Consider the following 18239-nt stretch of genomic DNA (forward strand, 5'->3'; position numbering starts at 1 on the left):
AACGCTACTTTGCGTTTCCTAAAGGGTGACTTATGGCGCTGGCCTATGACGATCCGCCAGGGTCTGGTGAGGTATGCGGGTAGGGGCGGGGCACACGGAGACCGAGGGGAGCGGGGGTAGGGGACCGCGTTTGTTGGGGACTTGTGTGAAAGGGGTGTCGTTGGGGGTGGAGGGTCCGTAGTGTCGGCTGGCGCCGGAGCCTGCTCTGGGGATTCTTCGTGGGATCCGCCCCTTGGCTCCTGGACCATGAGGCAGTGCTTGCGCCGAGGGAGCAGTGGTGACATCCCTGATCGTACCGGTCATGATCACATTCGGGATCTTCCTGTTGGCCATGGTGGCCGTGGGTATCGCGACCTATCAGGACACGTTGACGTTCTCTGATTTCGCTTTGGGCGGCCGCCGGTTGAGTGCGCCGCTCGCGGCCCTCTCCGCGGGGGCCAGTGACATGTCCGGCTGGCTGTTCCTGGGGCTGCCGGGTGCGGTGTACGCGGCCGGCATCGGCGCCTCGTGGATTGCCGTCGGCCTGGCCGTCGGCACGTATCTGAACTGGCGCCTGGTCGCGCCGCGCCTGCGCACGTACACGGAACTGGCCGGCGACGCCAAGACGTTGTCGGCGTACTTCGAGGAGCGGTTCGAGGACGGCAGCAGGATGCTGCGGGTGGTCTCGGCGACCGTCACCGTCGTGTTCTTCACCGTCTACGTCGCCAGTGGCCTGCTGGCCGGGGGCGTCCTCTTCGAGGGCATCTTCGGCGGCGGCTTCGAGTTCGCGCTCACCGTCTTCGCCGTGGTGATCGTCGTCTACACCGTCCTGGGCGGCTTCCGCGCGGTCAGCGTGACGCACTCGGTGCAGGCCACACTGATGTTCTGCGCGGCCGTGGCGCTCCCGACGATCGGCATCGGGCTGCTCGGGGGCTTCGGCGCGGTGCACGAGGCGCTCACCAGCAAGAGCCCGGCCTTGATGGACATGGGGGCCAAGGCCGGTTTCGACGGCGCGCGTTGGGCGTCGGGCGAGCCGCTCGGCGCGGTGGCGGTGATGTCGCTGCTCGCCTGGGGACTGGGGTACTTCGGGCAACCGCACATCCTGGCCCGCTTCATGAGCATCCGCAGTACGCGGGAGATTCCCCTGGCCCGCCGTATCGGTGTGGGCTGGGTGGTCGTCTCGCTGGCCGGCGCTTCGCTGGTGGGGCTGGTGGGTGTCGCCGCGCTGGACCAGCCGCTGGAAAACCCCGAGACCGTGTTCATCGCGCTGTGCGCCCAGTTGGTCAACCCGTGGATCGCCGGCATTCTGCTGGTGGCCGTGCTGGCCGCGATCAAGTCCACTGCCGACAGTCAGCTGCTGGTCTCGGCGATGGCCCTGACCGAGGACTTCTACCGGGCCTTCGTCAAACGGCGGGCCTCGGACGCGTCGATGGTGCTGGCGTCCCGTGTGGCGGTGGTGGCCGTCGCGGTGGTGGCGTACGTCATCGCGCTCAGCGGGGGCGCCGTGCTGGACATCGTCGCCTACGCCTGGGCGGGCTTCGGCTCCGCCTTCGGGCCCGTGATCCTGCTGTCGCTGTACTGGCCGCGGATGACACGGGCGGGGGCGATGGCCGGCATGCTCACCGGGGCGGTCACCGTGGTGCTGTGGAAGCACATCGACCCCCTCCTCGGGCCGCTGCAGTCGGGCGTGTACGAGATGGTGCCGGGGGTGCTGGCGGCCACGGCGGCGGCACTGCTGTTCGGGAAGTTCGTCGGCCGTCCGCCGCGACGGGTCTGGTCCGGCGCCATGGAGAAGCGCGCGGCGTCCTCGGTCCCGGTCGGCTGAATCGGAGGAGCGGGCCGCCCCCCTGACGTCCCCGCCCGGCGCCGGTCCGCGCACGGAGCTGCGGGCACCGCCCGGCGGTGCTGTGCTGGAGGTGGCGCGGGACGCCAGGGGCCTACGTGCTCGTCACAGCGGGTAGTCGCATCGTCACAGCGGGTACGGTTTCCCTGACGCGGCGTGATCGGACAGCGGCGCGCGACGACGCGCGCCGAACGAGCCGCGGACGACGCGCGCCGCATGAGCCGCGAAGGAGCCGACCGTGGACACGGGCACGAAGCAGGACACCAACGGGCGGCACTGCCTGGTGACCGGTGCCACCGGCTACATCGGCGGACGGCTGGTGCCGGAGCTGCTGCGGGCCGGCCACCGGGTGCGCTGCCTCGCCCGGACCCCCGGCAAGCTGCGCGACCACCCCTGGGCACCGGACGCCGAGGCGGTCGAGGGCGACGTCACCGACCCGGCGTCGGTCGCCCGGGCCATGCGCGGCATCGACGTCGCCTACTACCTGGTGCACGCACTGGGCACCGGACGCGACTTCGAGGAGAAGGACCGCACCGCCGCGCGGATCTTCGCCGAGCAGGCGCACGCCGCAGGGGTACGGCGGATCGTCTACCTGGGCGGTCTGACGCCCGAAGGCGTCCCGGAACGGGAGTTGTCCCGGCACCTGCGCTCGCGGGCCGAGGTGGGGCGCATCCTCCTGGACGGTCCGGTCCCCGCCACGGTGCTGCGCGCCGCGGTGATCATCGGGTCGGGCTCGGCGTCCTTCGAGATGCTGCGCTACCTGACCGAACGCCTTCCGGTGATGGTCACCCCGAGCTGGGTGCGCACCCGCATCCAGCCCATCGCGGTCCGCGACGTGCTCCGATACCTGGTCGGCTCCGCGACGATGCCGGACCACGTCAACCGCCCCTTCGACGTCGGCGGCCCCGATGTCCTCACCTACCGGGACATGATGCGCCGGTACTCGACCGTCGCCGGCCTGCGCCGTCGGCTGATCGTGCCCGTGCCGGTGCTCACCCCGGGGCTGTCCAGCCACTGGGTCGGGCTCGTGACACCCGTACCGGCCTCCCTCGCGCGACCGCTCACCGAGTCGCTGCGCCATGAGGTCGTCTGCCACGAGCACGACATCGCCCGGTACGTCCCCGACGCCCCCGGGCAACCACTGCCGTACGACGAGGCGCTGACGCTCGCACTGCGCCGGGTGCGCGACGCCCAGGTCGCCACCCGCTGGTCGTCGGCCTCGGTGCCCGGCGCGCCGAGCGATCCGCTGCCCACCGACCCGGACTGGGCCGGCGGCAGCCTGTACGAGGACGAACGCCGGCTGACCGTCGCCGCGTCGCGCGAGTCCCTGTGGCGGGTGATCGAAGGCATCGGCGGCGACAACGGCTGGTACTCCTTCCCCCTGGCCTGGGCGGTGCGGGGGTGGCTGGACCGCTTCGTCGGCGGCGTCGGCCTGCGGCGCGGCCGGCGGGACGCCGAGCGGCTGCGGGTGGGCGACTCGCTGGACTTCTGGCGGGTGGAGGAGATCGAACCGGGCCGTCTGCTGCGACTGCGCGCCGAGATGCGGCTGCCGGGCCTGGCCTGGCTGGAGATGTACGCGGAGCACGACGCCGAGGGCCGCACCCGCTACCGGCAGCGCGCCGTGTTCCACCCCCGCGGACTGTCCGGGCACGCCTACTGGTGGAGCGTCTCCCCCTTCCACGCCGTCGTCTTCGGCGGGATGGCGCGCAACATCTCGCAGGCCGCCGCGAAGGGCATGAGCGCGCACAGCACACCCACGCCGGCGGACCACCACCCGGACGCCCGCGACGGGCGAAGTGCCCCGTAACAGCCCCGACATGACACCAGGAGAGGCGCCATGACCGTCGCGGTCGTCCTGTTCACCGCGGACCTGCGGCTGCACGACCATCCCCCGCTGCGGGCCGCGCTGCGCGCCGCGGACGAGGTCGTGCCGCTGTTCGTCCTCGACCCCGGCATCCGAGCGGTGGGCTTCGACGTCCCCAACCGGCGCGCCTTCCTCGCCGACTGCCTGGCCGACCTCGACGCCGGGCTCCGCGAGCGCGGCGGCCGGCTCGTGCTGCGCTCGGGGCAGGTGGCGCGGGAGGTGGGCCGGATCGCCGCCGAATGCGGAGCCGGCGAGGTGCACATGGCGGCCGGTGTCACCCGCTACGCCCACCGGCGGGAGGAGCTCGTCCGCAAGGAGCTCCGGGAGCGCGGGGTGGACCTGCACGTGCACGACGCGGTGATCACGGCCCTCGCTCCCGGGGCGGTGACCCCGGCCGGATCCGACCACTACGCCGTCTTCACCCCCTACTTCCGCCGCTGGTCCGCGGAACGACTGCGGGACACCTGCCCGGCGCCCCGGACCGTGCGCGTACCCGCCGAGGTGCGCTCCGAGCCGCTGGTGTCCCGCGACACGGTGTCCGGCACCTCACCGGGCCTGCCCGCGGGCGGGGAACGCGCCGGCCGACAGCGGTTCTCGAACTGGAAGCGGTCCGGCCTGGGCGCCTACGAGGAGCGGCACGACGACCTCGCCGGCGACGGGACCTCCCGCCTCTCGCCCTACCTCCACTTCGGGGCCCTCTCGCCCGTCGAGCTCGTCCAGCGGGCCCGCGCGCACGGCGGCCCCGGGGCGGAGGCGTTCGTGCGCCAGCTGTGCTGGCGCGACTTCCACCATCAAGTACTGGCGGCCCGGCCCGGCTCGTCCGTGAGCGACTACCGCACGCGCGACGACCGCTGGCGCACGCGGGACGACGCGGCCGAGGAGATCACCGCGTGGCAGGAGGGCCGCACCGGCTATCCCGTCGTCGACGCCGCGATGCGGCAGCTGCGACACGAGGGCTGGATGCACAACCGGGCCCGCCTCCTGGTGGCCAGCTTCCTCACCAAGACCCTCTACGTGGACTGGCGGATCGGCGCCCGGCACTTCCTGGACCTGCTGGTGGACGGCGACATCGTCAACAACCAGCTCAACTGGCAGTGGGTCGCCGGAACCGGCACCGACACCCGCCCCCACCGTGTGCTCAACCCGGTGGTCCAGGGCAGACGCTTCGACGCCCAGGGGACGTACGTACGCCGCTGGGTGCCCGAACTGCGGGACGTGCACGGCAAGGCGGTCCATGAACCCTGGCGGCTGCCCGCGCCCGAACGCGCCCGCCTGGACTACCCCGAGCCGCTCATCGACCTCGCGGACGGCCTCGCGCGCTTCCGACACGCCCGGGGCCGAGGCTGACGGACTTCGCACGCCACGGGCGGCCGGCGGCTCGTGCTGGGCCGTCGGAGTGAGCCGTGCTCCGGCGAGGGCTCCTACCGGGCAGGGATCACCGCATGCCCGGGGGCGCTGTCTGAGACGTCCTGGCGCGGCCCCCCCGGCGCGGGTGGCCGGCGGCCCCCGGACCGGACGAAGGAGGGCGTGTGAAGACCGTATCGGGGCCGACCGACCACGTGGTCGTCGTCGGTGCCGGGCTGTCCGGCCTCTCCGCGGCCCTGCACCTGCTGGGGGCGGGCCGCCGGGTCACCGTGGTCGAACGGGACGCCGGGCCGGGCGGACGAGCCGGCCGGCGCGCACTCGGCGGGTACCACCTGGACACCGGCCCGACCGTGCTGACGATGCCGCACCTCGCCGACGAGGCCTTCGCCGCCGTCGGCGACAGCCTGTACCGGCGGGTGGACCTCGTCGCGCTGCACCCCGCCTACCGGGCCCGCTTCGCCGACGGCTCGCACCTCGACGTCCACACCGACGGCGACGCCATGGAAGCGGAGGTGCGGCGCTTCGCGGGCGCCGCCGAAGCCGACGGCTACCGGCGTCTGCGGTCCTGGCTCGAACGGCTCTACCGGGCCCAGATGCGCCGCTTCATCGACACCAACTTCGACTCGCCCCGCCAGCTCCTGCACCCGGACCTGGCCCGGCTGGCGGCGCTCGGCGGATTCGGCCGGCTCGATCCGCGCATCGGCAGGTTCCTCTCCGATGCCCGTCTGCGGCGCGTCTTCTCCTTCCAGTCGCTGTACGCGGGCCTGGCCCCGGCCCGGGCGCTCGCCGCGTACGCCGTGATCGCCTACATGGACACGGTGGCCGGCGTGTGGTTCCCGCGCGGCGGCATGCACGCGCTGCCGCAGGCGATGGCCGACGCGGCCGGCGAGGCGGGCGCCACGTTCCGCTGGTCGGCCGAGGTGACGGAACTGGAGCGCTCGGCCGGCCGGGTCCGGGCCGTACGCCTCGGCTCCGGGGAGCGCATCACCTGTGACGCGGTGGTCCTCAGCCCCGATCTGCCGGTGGCGCACCGACTTGTGGGGCGCACACCACGGCGCCCGCTGCGGCTGCGCCATTCCCCTTCCGCGGTGATCCTGCACGCCGGCACCGACCGCACCTGGCCGGACCTCGCCCACCACACGATCTCCTTCGGCGCGGCCTGGGAGCGCACCTTCGACGAACTGACGCGTACGGGGCAGCCGATGAGCGATCCGTCCCTGCTCATCACCCGCCCCACGACCCACGACCCGCAACTCGCCCCACCGGGCAGGCATCTGCACTACGTCCTCGCGCCCTGCCCCAACACCGCCACCGGGCCGTCCGCCGCAGCCTGGCGCGACCTCGGGCCGCGCTACCGCGACAGCCTGGTGGCCGAGCTGGAACGTCGCGGCCTGCACGGGTTCGGGGACCACATCGAGCACGAACTCCTGGTGACTCCCGCCGACTGGACGGCGCAGGGACACGCGGCGGGCACGCCCTTCTCGGTCTCGCACACCTTCGCCCAGACCGGCCCCTTCCGGCCGCGCAACCTCGTGCGCGACCTCGACAACGTCGCACTGGCCGGCTGCGGGACGACGCCCGGGGTCGGGGTGCCCACCGTGCTCATCAGCGGCAAGCTCGCCGCCGCCCGCATCACCGGCGGCCGCCCGCCGGCCCCCCGCAGCGCCGCCGCGCCGACCGCCCCGCACCGCCCCGGCCAGGAACGGCGGCCGCGATGACCCGTCGCGAACTGGCTGCCGCCGGCATCACCGACCCCGCCCTGCGCACGGCCTACACCCACTGCCGGCAGCTCAACGCCCGCCACGGCAAGACGTACTTCCTCGCCACCCGTCTGCTGCCGGTCGAACGCCGCTGTGCCGTCCACGCGCTGTACGGCTTCGCCCGCTGGGCGGACGACATCGTCGACGACCTCGACCGGCGGCGCACACCCCCCGAGCGGGACCGGCTGCTGCGGCTGCTGGAGCACGACCTCGCGCACGGCCTGCGCACCGGCGGCGGCGACCAGCCCGTGGTGCGGGCCGTGGCCGACACCGCCGCCCGGTACGCGATCGAACCCCGGCTGTTCGCCGACTTCCTGGCCTCGATGCGCGACGACCTGAGCGTCACGGACTATCCGACATACGCCGACCTGCGCGCCTACATGCACGGTTCGGCGGCGGTGATCGGGCTGCAGATGCTGCCCGTCCTCGGGACCGTGGTGCCCCGCGAGACGGCGGCACCGCACGCGGCGGCCCTCGGAGTGGCCTTCCAGCTCACCAACTTCCTGCGGGACGTGGGCGAGGACCTGGACCGCGGCCGCGTCTACCTGCCGGCGGACCTGCTCGCCGCCCACGGGGCGGACCGGCCGCTGCTGGAATGGAGCCGCCGCACCGGACGCCGCGACCCGCGGATCCGCGCCGCGTTCGCCGCCGCCGAGGCCCTGACGAGAGCGGTGTACCGCGAGGCGGAACCGGGCATCGCCATACTCGACCCCCGGGTACGGCCCTGCATCCGTACCGCCTACACGCTGTACGGGGGCATCCTCGACGCGATCGCCGCCGACGACTACGCCGTACTGCACCGCCGCTCCGTGGTGCCGCGCCGACGCCGGGCGGTAACGGCCGCGGCCGGCATCGTCCGCATCCTGGGAGCCCGCGCCCGTACCGGCCCGCCGCGCCCCGTGGCACCGGTACGCAGCGAGCCGACCCCCCAACGGGCGGGGGACCGGCGGTGACCGACCGGCGGGAACGGGCGGACTGGAGATCACCACTGCGGCTGCGCCGCGGCCCGAAGTGGGAGGCACAGCCGCCCACCTGGCGCGAGGCGCGGCCCACCCTGATCGCCGACGCCCTCAAACGCGCCGGCGCGCGGCCGTCGGGCAACTGGTTCGTCGTGGGAGCCTCCCGGGACGTGACCGCCGGCGGCCGCCCCCGCGGCAGGACGGTGGCCGGCGTGGAGGTCGTCCTGTGGCGGACCGCGGCGGGTGCGCTGCGAGCCGGGCCCGGCGCGTGCCCCCACCTGGGGGCTCCACTGCGCGACGGCCGGGTGGTGTGCGGCACGCTGGTGTGCCACTGGCACGGACTGGCCCTGGACGGCGGCCCGTTCGCCGGCTGGGAGCCGTTCCCGGTCCACGACGACGGCGTGCTGGTGTGGGTGCGGCTCGACGAGGTCGGGGGCGAGGAGCCGCTGGAACGCCCCGTGGTGCCCGCCCGACCGGCGGCCGGGGCGGTGGACGCGGTGTGCACGGCGGTGGGACGGTGCGCGCCGCAGGACGTGGTCGCGAACCGGCTCGACCCCTGGCACGGCTCGTGGTTCCACCCGTACTCGTTCGTCGACCTCCGCGTGGTCCGCGTACCGCGTCACGAACAGGACGACGCGTTCGCCGTCGAGGTGTCGTTCCGCGTCGCCGGCCGCCTGGTGGTGCCCGTGCGCGCGGAGTTCACCGCACCCGAGCCGCGCACCGTCGTCATGCGCATCACCGAGGGCGAGGGGGCGACGTCCGTGGTCGAGACGCATGCGACGCCGCTGACCGCGAGTGCGGCGGCGGAACCGAGAACGGCCGTCATCGAGGCCGTCGTCGCCGCGTCGGACCGGCGGGGCTTCGCCCTGGCGCGCGCCGCCGCACCGATGCTGCGCCCCCTGATGCGCCGGGCTGCGGGCCGGCTGTGGCGCGACGACCTGGCCTACGCCGAGCGCCGCTGGGCCCTGCGGAGCACCGGGCGCTTCCCCGGCTGAGCGGACCTGCCCGGCCCGCCCGGCCGTTCAGCGGCGGGCCGCCGCACCCGCCAGGGCCCGCAGGACCCGGGAGCGGCCCGCCCTCGGCACCGTCCACAGCACCTGGCCGCGGATCCCCCAGTCGGCGAGCAGGGCGTTGGCCGCCAGGAAGCCCGAGGTCGCCGCGCGCTCCATCAAGGCCACCGGAAGGCGGGTGCGGACCAGGTCGCCGGCGACCATCACGCGCGGGTGCGGGGTCCGTACGGACGGCCGGCGGTGGTGGCCACCGACGTCGAACAGCGGGCAGTCGGACCGCCATTCATGGCGCGCGTCCACGATCCGCGCCTCCCGTGTCTCCGGATAGACCTCGCGCAGCCGGTCGACGACCTGTTCCTGCACCCGCTTCGGCTCCGCGGCGGGATCGACCGCGTAGGCGTGCAGCTCCACCACCGAACCGCCGGTGCGCGCCGCCCAGCGGGCCGCCTCGCCCTCCCAGCGGTCGAGGACACTGACGTTGTCCAAGCCCCCGAATCCGCTGGTGCCGAGGAAGCCGGCGCGGTCCTCGCGCACCGGCCGGTCGAGCCACAGGCGCGAGACGAGGAACGGTGGTGCGGTGCGCAGCCCCTGGACGTCCGCGCGCCACCCCGCGCTGCCCAGGCCCGGTGACCTCGCCACGATCCCGCGCAGTCCGGCCGTGTCGAGTGCGAGGACCACCGCCTGGTGACGCTCCGCCGTCCCGTCGGTCTCGACCTCCAGACCGCCGTCGACCGGGCGGACCGCACCGACCGGAGTGCCGGTACGGACGTCGACCCCGTGCTTCTCCAGATAGCCGCCGAGCGGCTCCCACAGAGCCCGGGGGAAGGGCTCGCCCGGCACGTCGAAGAGCAGGCCCTCGGAAGAGCCGAGGAAGTAGATGTGGAACATCACCAGCAGCTCGGCGGCGGACAGTTCACGCGGATCGGCGAAGAAGCTGCGGGAGAACACCTCGAACGCGAGATGGTGCGCGGCCTCGGGGAAGCGGACGCGGGCGAGGAAGTCGGTCGCACTGACACCGTCGTAGCGCCCGTAGACCTCGGGCACCCGTACGTCGAGCAGCGGCAGCGCGGCGCGCGGGTCCATCGAGGCGAGGTCGCGCCAGCCGAACGTCGGGCTCAGGGCGGCGAATCCGAGCGCGCTCCAGGGCGGTGTCCGGGGCACTCGGGCGAAGCTGTCGGTCAGGCCGCCGCTGTGCCGCAGGGGGTAGTCGGGCAGGGGGACGAGGCAGGTGAGAGCGGGGTCGGTCCGCCGCAGCAGACCGCGCAGGTTGTAGTACTGGCGGAAGAAGGCGTGGAAGCCGCGGCTCATGGTCACTTCGGAGCCGTCCGCCAGGCACGTCCGCCATCCGGCGAGGCGCCCGCCGAGCGACGCCTCCCGCTCGTGGAGCGTCACCCGCACACCGCGTTCGGCGAGGGCCGTGGCCGCGGCGATGCCGGCGATGCCCCCACCGACCACCGCGACACGGGGTGCGTCGCCGTCGGCGAAGCGCGCCCGGCCCGGGACGGGCATCAGGACCTGCGCCTTGCGGTCGCGGCCCCTCCGGGCGGCCCCGGCGCGCCCGAAGGCGCTCATCCGGCGGGCTCCGTCACCGGGGCGGAACCGTTGCGGCCGAGGAAGGTGTGGACGATGCCGGTCTGCCAGCCGGTGACGGGGGCGGTGCGCACACCGGTGAAACCGGCCCGCGCGAGCCGGGCCGCGAACACCGGGGCGGTGTCGAAGGCGAGGACGCTGTGCCACAGGTGGCGGTAGAGCGCCCGGTCACCGTTCAGGGTTCCCGCCGGGATGATCAGGGTCCGGCACACCGCCGTCCACAGCGCCCGGTGGCGCGGGGATCCGCTGAGGCTGTAATCGTGCACGGCCAGCCGGCCGCCGGGACGCAGCAGGGCCCGCATGACGGCGAACGTGCCGTCCGGGTCGGTGACGTTGCGCAGCAGATAGGCGGCGAAGACGGCGTCGAAGGGACCCTCGTCGACGGTGCGCAGTTCCTCGGCGGTCAGATGCAGGAACCGGACGGTGGTGGGCCACCGTTTGGCCTGCGCGCGTTCCAGCATGCCGGCGGAGGCGTCGACGGCCGTGATCCGGACGCGCGGAGCGGCGTGCAGGAGGGCCCGGGTGGAGGCGCCCGTACCGCAGCCGAGGTCCAGGACATGCAGACCGGCGCCCTCGTGTGGCAGGCGCAGCCGGCGGGCCGACCGCAGCAGGCCGGAGCGGTGGCCGGGGTTGAGCGCCGTGAGGCGGTCGTAGCTGTGGGACGCGTGGTCGAAGGCGCGGGTGAGGTCGTGGTCGCGCAGCAGCGTCATCGGCGGCTCTCCTCGGACGGGGCGGTCGCGGTCACCCCGGCGACGGGGCGGCGGGGCAGGAAGGGCAGCTCCGCCGCGGTGCGGAGCATGGGCCCGACGGGCGTGCGCAGACCGATGCCGAACTCCTCCCAGGGCGTGGTGGCGCCGTCGAGGAAGCGCAGCAGTCGCGCCGTCGGGACACGACGGAACAGGTCGGTGAAGAACCCGGGGCCGTCGATCCGGCCGGTGTCCAGCGCCCGCAGCAGCACGGCATCCATGGCGAGCGCCCGCCGGCCGTGCGGACGGGGCGCGAGGTCGCCTCCGTCGCGCAGCGCGGCGGCGATCGCCCGGCTCTGCCGCTGCACGGCGGCGAAGGTGTAGCCGGTCGCGGGCCGGGTGGCACCGCCGGCCGCCCCGACGCGGAAGACGGCCGGCCCGATCCGGCGGGGGAAACGTGCGTCGGTCATGGGGATGACGCCCTGCTCGGCCGATTCCACGGTGAGCGCCCCCAGCCGCAGCACCTCGCCGGTGTAGTGGCGCAACGCAGCCTCGTACGCGGCCGTGGTGAGCGGCCTGCGGGAGAACTCGGTGTACTCGACCAGCGCCCGGTCGGGCGCGAGGGGCAGCACATAGCCGAACGCGAGTCCGTGGCGCGGCTGCGGCACCCGGAAGTCCATCAGGTCCGCGACCTCGGGGTCGAAGCACCCACCCGCCGTGCGCACGAACCAGCCGCGGAAGTGCTGGAGCAGCGTCGTACGGGCCGGCGGCAGACGGCGCAGGGGCCGGGAGTCGAAGACGTAGCGGCCCCGCAGGAGGAGGGCCCGGCCGTCGGGGGCGGCGCAGCGGACCTCGGCCCCGCCGGCGGCGGTGCGCACGGCCTGGGCCGTCGCGCGCAGGACACACGCCTGCGGGTACCGGGCCAACCGGGAGTGCACCAGCTCTTCGAAGGGCGCGGACCGCAGCATCCGGTAGCGCAGCGGTGTGGTGTCGGTGGTGACCTGCCGGCCGTCCGGGCCGCGGACCCGCAGCCGCGACCACGAGGCGGCCACCGCCTCCTCGAACTCCCCGGGCGCGTCGTCCCAGTAGCACCAGGTGCGCTCGGCGGGTCGCAGCGGTCCGTCGGGCGCCTCCACCACGGTCACCGAGGTGGTACCCGTCCGCGTCAAGCAGTGCGCGAGGCTCAGTCCGGCCGCGCCGCCCCCCACCACGACGACCTCCGCCCGCCCGGCCGGTGTGGTGGCGCGGCGGCTCACCGCGCCGGCCGTCCGACCGCCGGTGCCCCGTCCCAGGATCGAACGCGCTGACCGGTCATCATCCGCCTCCTTCACGCTGCCGTCGGCACGGGCCGACGGCGACGGGCGGTCCAGCCGATCACGTCACAGGCGTCGATGCCAGTCGCCGCAACGTCGTCCGGCCGGAGGCGACCGCATCGGGTGACGGCTCGTTACCGCCGTACGACCGAACCGCCGTACGACCGGCTCCGCGGCCACCGGCGGTGCGGGGGACCGGTGTGTCGGTCAGCCCTCCGGCATCTCCGCGAGCCGGAAGGGCCCCGCGGCGCCGGGGCCGAACATCACGGGGAGGCTGCGGCCCTGCGGGACGACGACGAGCGGCTCGTTGCGGTATTCCCGGAGGAAGTTCTCCAGCGGCTCCCAGATGAGGCTCCGGTATCCGGCCTCGGACCGTTGGCGTTCAAAGGAAAGAGTGAGCGCGGATTCCGTGAGGCTGACGCTCACGGCGTCCACTTCGATCCACTCTCCGCCGATCCAGGCTTCGAGCCTTACGTATGACATGACGTAAGGGTGCCCTGCGGCGCGGGGTACTGGCAATCGGCCACGATCCCGTCGGGGGAGTACGACCTACTGGAGCCCGGTCTCCGTCTTACTGAACAATTCGCCTTCGGAGTAGAAGAACACCGCACTGCTGATTCCGTCGGCGCCGTAGCAGGTCCAGGTGACGGGGTAGTTCTGGGCGGGTTCGGCGTCGGTTTCCTGTTGGCATGTGTTGGCATACTTCAGGAGCGTTTTCTGGCTGCTGCCGGCCTTGATCTTCCAGTATTCCGCGAGGGTCAGCGGGTCGCTGGTGGCGGCACTGACTTCGTAGATGCCGGCGGCCATGAGGAGGCCGAGGGCGCCGACGCCGGCTATCACGCTCTTCTTCACGGGTGGGTCGTCCTTATGCGGATCCGGATGCGGTTCTGACGGGGCCGGCACGGGTGGGCCGGGACTCCGTGGTCCACGGCGACGCGATGCGCCACGGGGAGGCCTTGATCGTATCGGGACCGTTGCCCGTCGCTGCCCCAAGCCGGCCACTTCGCCGTGACCGTGCCGCTTCCCGACCGTCATCGGCGGTTCGCTCCACCACATCGGCATCGCCTTCGCGGCGCCGGACCTGTGCCCGTACGCGCCACACCGAACCCGGCCTTCTGTGTCCCTGCGAAGACGACTGCGCGCGGGCGAATGCTCCTCCCCGAAAACGGACAAAAGGGATGCTAATCTCCTTCGGCCCCCGACCGGCCAGAGCCCCACCGACTCCCGTGCCACCGACTCCCGTGCCACGACGCATTGCCGTCCGCCAGGTGGAGAGAGAAAACCCGATGCCCTCGAAAGGCGCCCGTATCGCCGCCCAACGGCCTTCCTACCTACGCGACCTGGCGCAGGGGCTGGAGAGGTTCTTCGAGCCCCGCCGTAAGGACTGCCCCTGGTGCTCCTGCCGCGACCTCCGTCGGCGTCTGCACACCACCGACCTCATCCAGCGCAAACCGGGAACCTTCACGCTGGAGCAGTGTCACGGCTGCGGCCATGTCTTCCAAAACCCCCGGCTGAGCACGCAGGGCCTGGAGTTCTACTACCGCGACTGCTACGACGGCCTCAACGAACGGGCCATGGACCGGCTGGCGTCCTCACACACCTTCCGAAAGCTCTACCGGTCCCGAGCCCGGGCACTGGTGCCCTTCGGGCGCCCCTCCCGCTGGCTCGACGTGGGCACGGGCCACGGCCACTTCTGCGCCGAGGCACGGTCGATCCACCCCACCACACAATTCCACGGCCTCGACCGAGGGGAAGGCGTCGAGATCGCCGCCCGCACCGGCCGCATCAGCCACGCCTACCAGGGCTCGTTCACCGAACTGTCCGATCAACTCGCCGGACGGTACGACGTGGTGAGCATGCACCACTACCTTGAACACACCACCGACCCGCGCCGGGAACTCGCCGCCGCGCACACCGCTCTGCGCCCCGGCGGCCATCTCCTGATCGAAGTCCCCGACCCCCAGTGCCTCTCGGCGCGGCTACTGGGCCGCTGGTGGGTCCCCTGGCTCCAGCCCCAGCACCTGCACCTCATCCCGCTGGGCAACCTCCGCCGCGCGCTGGAACAGCACGACTTCACCATCCAGGCCGTCGATCGCCGCGCACCCCACGTCCCCACCGACCTGGTCGCCGCCGCCCTCAACCGGCTCAACTCCGCACTCCCGGGAGAAGACCTCCCCTGGCTGCCCGCGGCACCCGGGCCGACCAGCCGCCTCACCCGTGCCCTGGCATGTCTGATCGCCGCCCCGTTGCTCCTCGTCCTCTTCGGGCTCGACACGCTCCTGGCGCCGCTCGCCCGGCGCACCCGTCTGTCGAACGCCTACCGCGTGGTCGCCCGCCGCAACTGAAGGGGCGACCGGCCGACCGGGACCGGCGTGGTTGACTGCGTGGGTGACTGATTGTGACGTGCTGCGCGTCTTCTGTGGTGCCGACGGCCGATACGGCAACGCGCTCGGAGTCGTACGTGACGGAACCGCCGTCCCCACGGAGGCCGAGCGGCTGGCCTTCGCCCGGAGAGCGGGTTTCAGCGAGACCGTGTTCATCGACGAGCCCGAGCGCGGCGTCATCGACATCTACACGCCCACATCGAGACTTCCCTTCGCGGGGTACCCGTGCGTGGGCTCGGCCTGGCTGCTCGGCGTGCCCGCCCTGGTCACGCCCGCAGGAGTGGTGCGGACCCGGACCGAAGGGGAGTTCACCTGGGTCGAGGCGCGGGCAGAGTGGGCGCCACCGCGCCTGCTGCGGCGATACTCCTCCGCGGCGGAGGTCGACGCGCTGGCCGTACCGGAGCCAGGAGAGTGGATCTACGCCTGGGCATGGCAGGACGAGGCGGCCGGCGAGGTCCGGGCCCGCGGATTCCCCGGCCGCGGCGACGGCATCGACGAGGACGAGGCAACCGGCGCGGCCGCACTGCTGCTGACCGCGCGCCTGGGCCGGCCCCTGCGCGTCGCGCAGGGACGCGGCTCGCAGATCCTGACGGCCCCGCGGTCGGGGGGCCTGATCGAAGTGGGCGGCCGGGTGAGGAGGGACTAGCCGGTGTCCCGGAGTGAATCCGTCCCGGGCCGGACACCCGTAGAGCGGGAGCGGGCCGCCTCCGTCGCACAATCGACGCCCATGCGAGACACGAGGCTGTCGGAGCCGCCGGCGCCGACCGAGCACTACATCTTCGACGACGGCCGGACGATCGTGCTGGAGCGCGGATTCCAGTGGGGGTCCGCGCCCGACCGGAGTCCGATCGAACTGGAGCGCATGACCGCGCACTGCGCCGTCCGAGCGCTGACCGAGCTGTGCGAGGGGCTCGTCAGGCCCATGACGTTCGGTGTGACCCGAAACTGGGTGGACGAGTACGGCTGGCCGGCCGAGGGCGATCCGCCGCGGTGGAACTGGTTGCTGAAGACGCCGCAGTCGCCGCCTGACGCCTGCTCACCGTATGCGGACCCGCAGGTCATGGAGACACCCACGCTGGACGAGCGGTCGATGCTCGCCGCCGTCGACCGCGTGCTCGACGACGAGTGTGACGCACCCGAAGGCCGGCGCCTGGCATGGGCGGAGATGCGCATGGACCACACCTGGGCCCGGCTACCCGAACCCGACCGGCACCTGGAGAACGACGAACTGCGCATCGATGACCACGACAACAAGACGCGTGGCGTTCGGGCCCCTGTGGAACGTGCGAACGGCCGCACATGGGCGACCGTGCCGGAGACCAGCGTGTGGTACCCGTTCCTGCTGAGGGTGGACAGGTCCACCGGCACGGTCTACTCCGACGGGCTCGCATACGACGAGTTCATCGAGATGACGATTGCCGTCAACTGGTCGTTCTGGTGGCATCCCGGGGAGGGCCGGACCATGCTCGATCAAGCAGTGGACCGCCTGTCCCGGCATGGATGGCGCAACGCGGACCCGTGGCCGTCGTCGCCGAGCGGCTCTCGAACCCGTCCCCAGTGATCGACGCCCGACCCTGAACAGCCGTCTGCCCCCCGACGAGCGGATGGCGGTCCAGGGCTCGCCGCGCCGGCCGGTCGTCCGCCGCGCAAAGGATCGCGCGGACGGCCGGACGGCCGGCAGGCTTCGACGAGGAGCGGTACGAGAATCGCGGTGGTCAGCGGTGGTGGGTGGCGAGTAACGGCAAGGCACGTGCCTCGGAGTGCGCGGCCGGGCCGGGGTCCGGCGAAGCGCGAGTTGCTCGTGGTTGCCTGCCGGTCACGGGGTCCTCGGTCAGCAGGAGCGTCAGCAGGAGTGCCGCGGAGCGCTCACTGAGGGCATGGGCGGTGGGCAGGAGCCGGTGGCGTTGTCCGGCGGGCAGGGACAGGGCCACACACGTGGCGCGTCCCGGAATGCCGAGCGGGAACGCCACACAGACTTCGTGCTGGGAGTACTCCAGGAGGTCGAACTGGGCGGCATGCGGACCGTGCCCGTCGAGGGCCTCGAAGAGCGCTCGGGGGCTGGTGATGGTGCGGTCGGTCAGCTTGATCGGCCGGTAGCGCGCGAGATGGTCCATTCGGCCGTCGAAGTCGAGCTGGGCCAGCAGGCTCTTGCCGACGGCGCTGGCGTGCGCGGTGTCGCGGAAGGCGACGTACTCCGTCACCGCCGGCGCATCCGGCCCATAGGCGGACTGGAGGACTCTGACGTCCCCGGACATGTAGCCGCTGACGTAGACGGCGGCACCGAGGCGGTCCCGCAGGCTGGTGAGGGTCCGTTGGAGGAGCTCCGCGCGCTGCTCAGGGTGGCGGGTCATGGCCATGAGGGGGCCCGGGAAGTGCGCGCCGGCGATGGTGGAGATCAGATGCTGCCCCCGCAGCCAGTGCAGCAGCCAGGCAACCGCGGCGGGGGAGAGCCGGGTTCGGGTGGCCAGTGCCCTGGTGGTGATCCCGCCCGCGGCGTCGACGAGGTAGAGGATGTCCAAGGCCCGGGCCGCCGCCCGCCACTGCTGCGGGGTGTCGATGTGTACGGGAGTGCGGCGGGCCATCTCCGTCAGCACGGCGGGACGCAGCGCATGGGCCGACCACCAGGGCTCGTCCTCGCCGCCGTCGTTCACGGAGCCGCTGCCCCCCTTCATGTCGCCGCCGCCTTCGTGCATGGTGGCGGCGGACGCGCACTCGGGCTGCTCAGGTGGCAGCGGCAGCAGCAGGCCGTTGGTGGAGCCCGTGCTGCCGCACACCGGAGTGCGCCGCGGCTGCCCGGCCACCATGGTCTCGTCGGCCGACCAGGGCTGCGCCGGCCGTGCCCGCTCGGAAGCGTCCGGTCGGCCCAGCCCGGTCGCCGGTACCCAGACCAGCTCGGCGCAGGCCGTCTCCGCTCCCTCCGCGGGTGCGGCCATGGGTCGCTCACCCGCTCCCACGCCTCCCTGCTGCGTCGCAGGCCCGGCCGGCGGGCCACCCCCGAGTCCGGCGCGCACTTCGTCGACGAACTGCGGATCCTCGAGCGCGGTATGCGCCGGGGACTCGGCGCCCGCGGGGCGTGCTGACGCCGCCAACAGCCCACGGGCGTCACCGTGCCCGTGCCGCGCGGCCTCCGCGACGAGGAACCGTACGCTCTCATGTCCCTGGCCGCGCACCCGCGCGGTCAGGGCGGCCAGCCGGAACAACGCCCCCGGGTGACCGGCCTCGGCCGCCGCGCCCAACCAGTCGGCGGCAGAGCGCAGCTCGTCCCGGGCCAGGGCCTTCGACCCCAGCCGGTACAGCGAGTTGGCGTGCGCCCGCTTCTCGGGGGACAGCGCGTACTCGGTAGTCAGGGGGCCGAAGTCGCCACAGGGCCGGTCCCAGAAGTCGGGTGCTCCGGTGAGCCGATCCAGCAGTTCCGCGAGCGCGGACGGGACCACTGGCGCCGGGCGCCCCGCCCCGTCGCGGTGGTCGTCGTACCTGCTCACATCC

The 18239-nt window shown here is 73.3% G+C and carries 15 protein-coding genes; 9 read left to right on the plus strand and 6 right to left on the minus strand.

Annotated elements, in window-relative coordinates; translation table 11 throughout:
* Positions 1–301: 301 nt before the first annotated feature.
* From putP to ACFWZH_RS33800, 6 genes are all read left to right on the plus strand, one after another.
* On the plus strand, positions 302–1804 hold the full coding sequence (putP, locus tag ACFWZH_RS33775) for a sodium/proline symporter PutP (RefSeq protein ID WP_384440173.1): 1503 nt from the start codon (positions 302–304) through the stop codon (positions 1802–1804).
* A 256-nt stretch (positions 1805–2060) separates the two neighbouring features.
* Positions 2061–3629 carry an SDR family oxidoreductase gene (locus ACFWZH_RS33780; RefSeq protein WP_384440175.1) on the plus strand — a complete coding sequence of 523 codons (1569 nt, stop codon included), beginning with the start codon at positions 2061–2063 and terminating at the stop codon, positions 3627–3629.
* Between the two features lie 30 nt (positions 3630–3659).
* Positions 3660–5033 carry a cryptochrome/photolyase family protein gene (locus ACFWZH_RS33785; RefSeq protein ID WP_384440178.1) on the plus strand — a complete coding sequence of 458 codons (1374 nt, stop codon included), beginning with the start codon at positions 3660–3662 and terminating at the stop codon, positions 5031–5033.
* A gap of 182 nt (positions 5034–5215) precedes the next feature.
* Positions 5216–6769 carry a phytoene desaturase family protein gene (gene crtI / locus ACFWZH_RS33790; protein WP_384440181.1) on the plus strand — a complete coding sequence of 518 codons (1554 nt, stop codon included), beginning with the start codon at positions 5216–5218 and terminating at the stop codon, positions 6767–6769.
* The gene (locus ACFWZH_RS33795) at positions 6766–7764 is read left to right on the plus strand and encodes a phytoene/squalene synthase family protein (RefSeq protein WP_384440185.1); all 999 of its coding nucleotides are present in this window, start codon (positions 6766–6768) and stop codon (positions 7762–7764) included. The genes crtI and ACFWZH_RS33795 overlap by 4 nt, the downstream gene beginning before the upstream one ends.
* Positions 7761–8765 carry a DUF5914 domain-containing protein gene (locus ACFWZH_RS33800; protein WP_384440188.1) on the plus strand — a complete coding sequence of 335 codons (1005 nt, stop codon included), beginning with the start codon at positions 7761–7763 and terminating at the stop codon, positions 8763–8765. Before ACFWZH_RS33795 ends, ACFWZH_RS33800 begins: the two co-directional genes overlap by 4 nt.
* Positions 8766–8792: 27 nt before the next feature.
* Here the strand turns inward: ACFWZH_RS33800 and ACFWZH_RS33805 are convergent, their stop codons facing one another.
* The 5 genes from ACFWZH_RS33805 to ACFWZH_RS33825 form a co-directional block, all read right to left on the minus strand.
* Positions 8793–10352 carry an FAD-dependent oxidoreductase gene (locus ACFWZH_RS33805; RefSeq protein ID WP_384440190.1) on the minus strand — a complete coding sequence of 520 codons (1560 nt, stop codon included), beginning with the start codon at positions 10350–10352 and terminating at the stop codon, positions 8793–8795.
* The gene (locus ACFWZH_RS33810) at positions 10349–11080 is read right to left on the minus strand and encodes a class I SAM-dependent methyltransferase (RefSeq protein WP_384440193.1); all 732 of its coding nucleotides are present in this window, start codon (positions 11078–11080) and stop codon (positions 10349–10351) included. The genes ACFWZH_RS33805 and ACFWZH_RS33810 overlap by 4 nt, the downstream gene beginning before the upstream one ends.
* The gene (locus ACFWZH_RS33815) at positions 11077–12312 is read right to left on the minus strand and encodes a lycopene cyclase family protein (protein ID WP_384440195.1); all 1236 of its coding nucleotides are present in this window, start codon (positions 12310–12312) and stop codon (positions 11077–11079) included. Before ACFWZH_RS33815 ends, ACFWZH_RS33810 begins: the two co-directional genes overlap by 4 nt.
* Before the next feature lie 264 nt (positions 12313–12576).
* The gene (locus ACFWZH_RS33820; RefSeq protein ID WP_384440198.1) at positions 12577–12852 is read right to left on the minus strand and encodes a hypothetical protein; all 276 of its coding nucleotides are present in this window, start codon (positions 12850–12852) and stop codon (positions 12577–12579) included.
* Positions 12853–12918: 66 nt separating this feature from the next.
* Complete coding sequence (locus ACFWZH_RS33825) at positions 12919–13221, minus strand: hypothetical protein (protein ID WP_384440201.1); 303 nt, start codon at positions 13219–13221, stop codon at positions 12919–12921.
* 434 nt (positions 13222–13655) lie between these two features.
* Here ACFWZH_RS33825 and ACFWZH_RS33830 point away from each other — a divergent pair, with 434 nt between their 5' ends.
* The 3 genes from ACFWZH_RS33830 (at position 13656) to ACFWZH_RS33840 (ending at position 16314) form a co-directional block, all read left to right on the plus strand.
* Positions 13656–14714 (plus strand): class I SAM-dependent methyltransferase, encoded by a 1059-nt coding sequence (locus ACFWZH_RS33830; protein ID WP_384440204.1) that lies wholly within the window; start codon positions 13656–13658, stop codon positions 14712–14714.
* A gap of 43 nt (positions 14715–14757) precedes the next feature.
* A complete protein-coding gene (locus tag ACFWZH_RS33835) occupies positions 14758–15399 on the plus strand; it encodes a PhzF family phenazine biosynthesis protein (RefSeq protein ID WP_384440207.1) in 642 nt (213 codons plus the stop codon).
* Between the two features lie 81 nt (positions 15400–15480).
* Positions 15481–16314 carry a hypothetical protein gene (locus ACFWZH_RS33840; protein WP_384440210.1) on the plus strand — a complete coding sequence of 278 codons (834 nt, stop codon included), beginning with the start codon at positions 15481–15483 and terminating at the stop codon, positions 16312–16314.
* Between the two features lie 154 nt (positions 16315–16468).
* Here ACFWZH_RS33840 and ACFWZH_RS33845 read toward each other — a convergent pair whose 3' ends face one another.
* Positions 16469–18235: an IclR family transcriptional regulator C-terminal domain-containing protein gene (locus ACFWZH_RS33845; protein WP_384440213.1), complete on the minus strand. Its 1767-nt coding sequence runs from the start codon at positions 18233–18235 to the stop codon at positions 16469–16471.
* Positions 18236–18239 lie beyond the last annotated feature (4 nt).

It is taken from the genome of Streptomyces sp. NPDC059008 (genome assembly GCF_042749045.1).
Taxonomy (GTDB): domain Bacteria; phylum Actinomycetota; class Actinomycetes; order Streptomycetales; family Streptomycetaceae; genus Streptomyces.

Coding starts and splice junctions, on each gene's coding strand:
- putP (WP_384440173.1), top strand. CDS start 302: ATGATCACATTCGGGATCTTCCTGTTGGCCATGGTGGCCGTGGGTATC.
- ACFWZH_RS33785 (WP_384440178.1), top strand. CDS start 3,660: ATGACCGTCGCGGTCGTCCTGTTCACCGCGGACCTGCGGCTGCACGAC.
- ACFWZH_RS33795 (WP_384440185.1), top strand. CDS start 6,766: ATGACCCGTCGCGAACTGGCTGCCGCCGGCATCACCGACCCCGCCCTG.
- ACFWZH_RS33805 (WP_384440190.1), bottom strand. CDS start 10,352: ATGAGCGCCTTCGGGCGCGCCGGGGCCGCCCGGAGGGGCCGCGACCGC.
- ACFWZH_RS33810 (WP_384440193.1), bottom strand. CDS start 11,080: ATGACGCTGCTGCGCGACCACGACCTCACCCGCGCCTTCGACCACGCG.
- ACFWZH_RS33820 (WP_384440198.1), bottom strand. CDS start 12,852: ATGTCATACGTAAGGCTCGAAGCCTGGATCGGCGGAGAGTGGATCGAA.
- ACFWZH_RS33830 (WP_384440204.1), top strand. CDS start 13,656: ATGCCCTCGAAAGGCGCCCGTATCGCCGCCCAACGGCCTTCCTACCTA.
- ACFWZH_RS33840 (WP_384440210.1), top strand. CDS start 15,481: ATGCGAGACACGAGGCTGTCGGAGCCGCCGGCGCCGACCGAGCACTAC.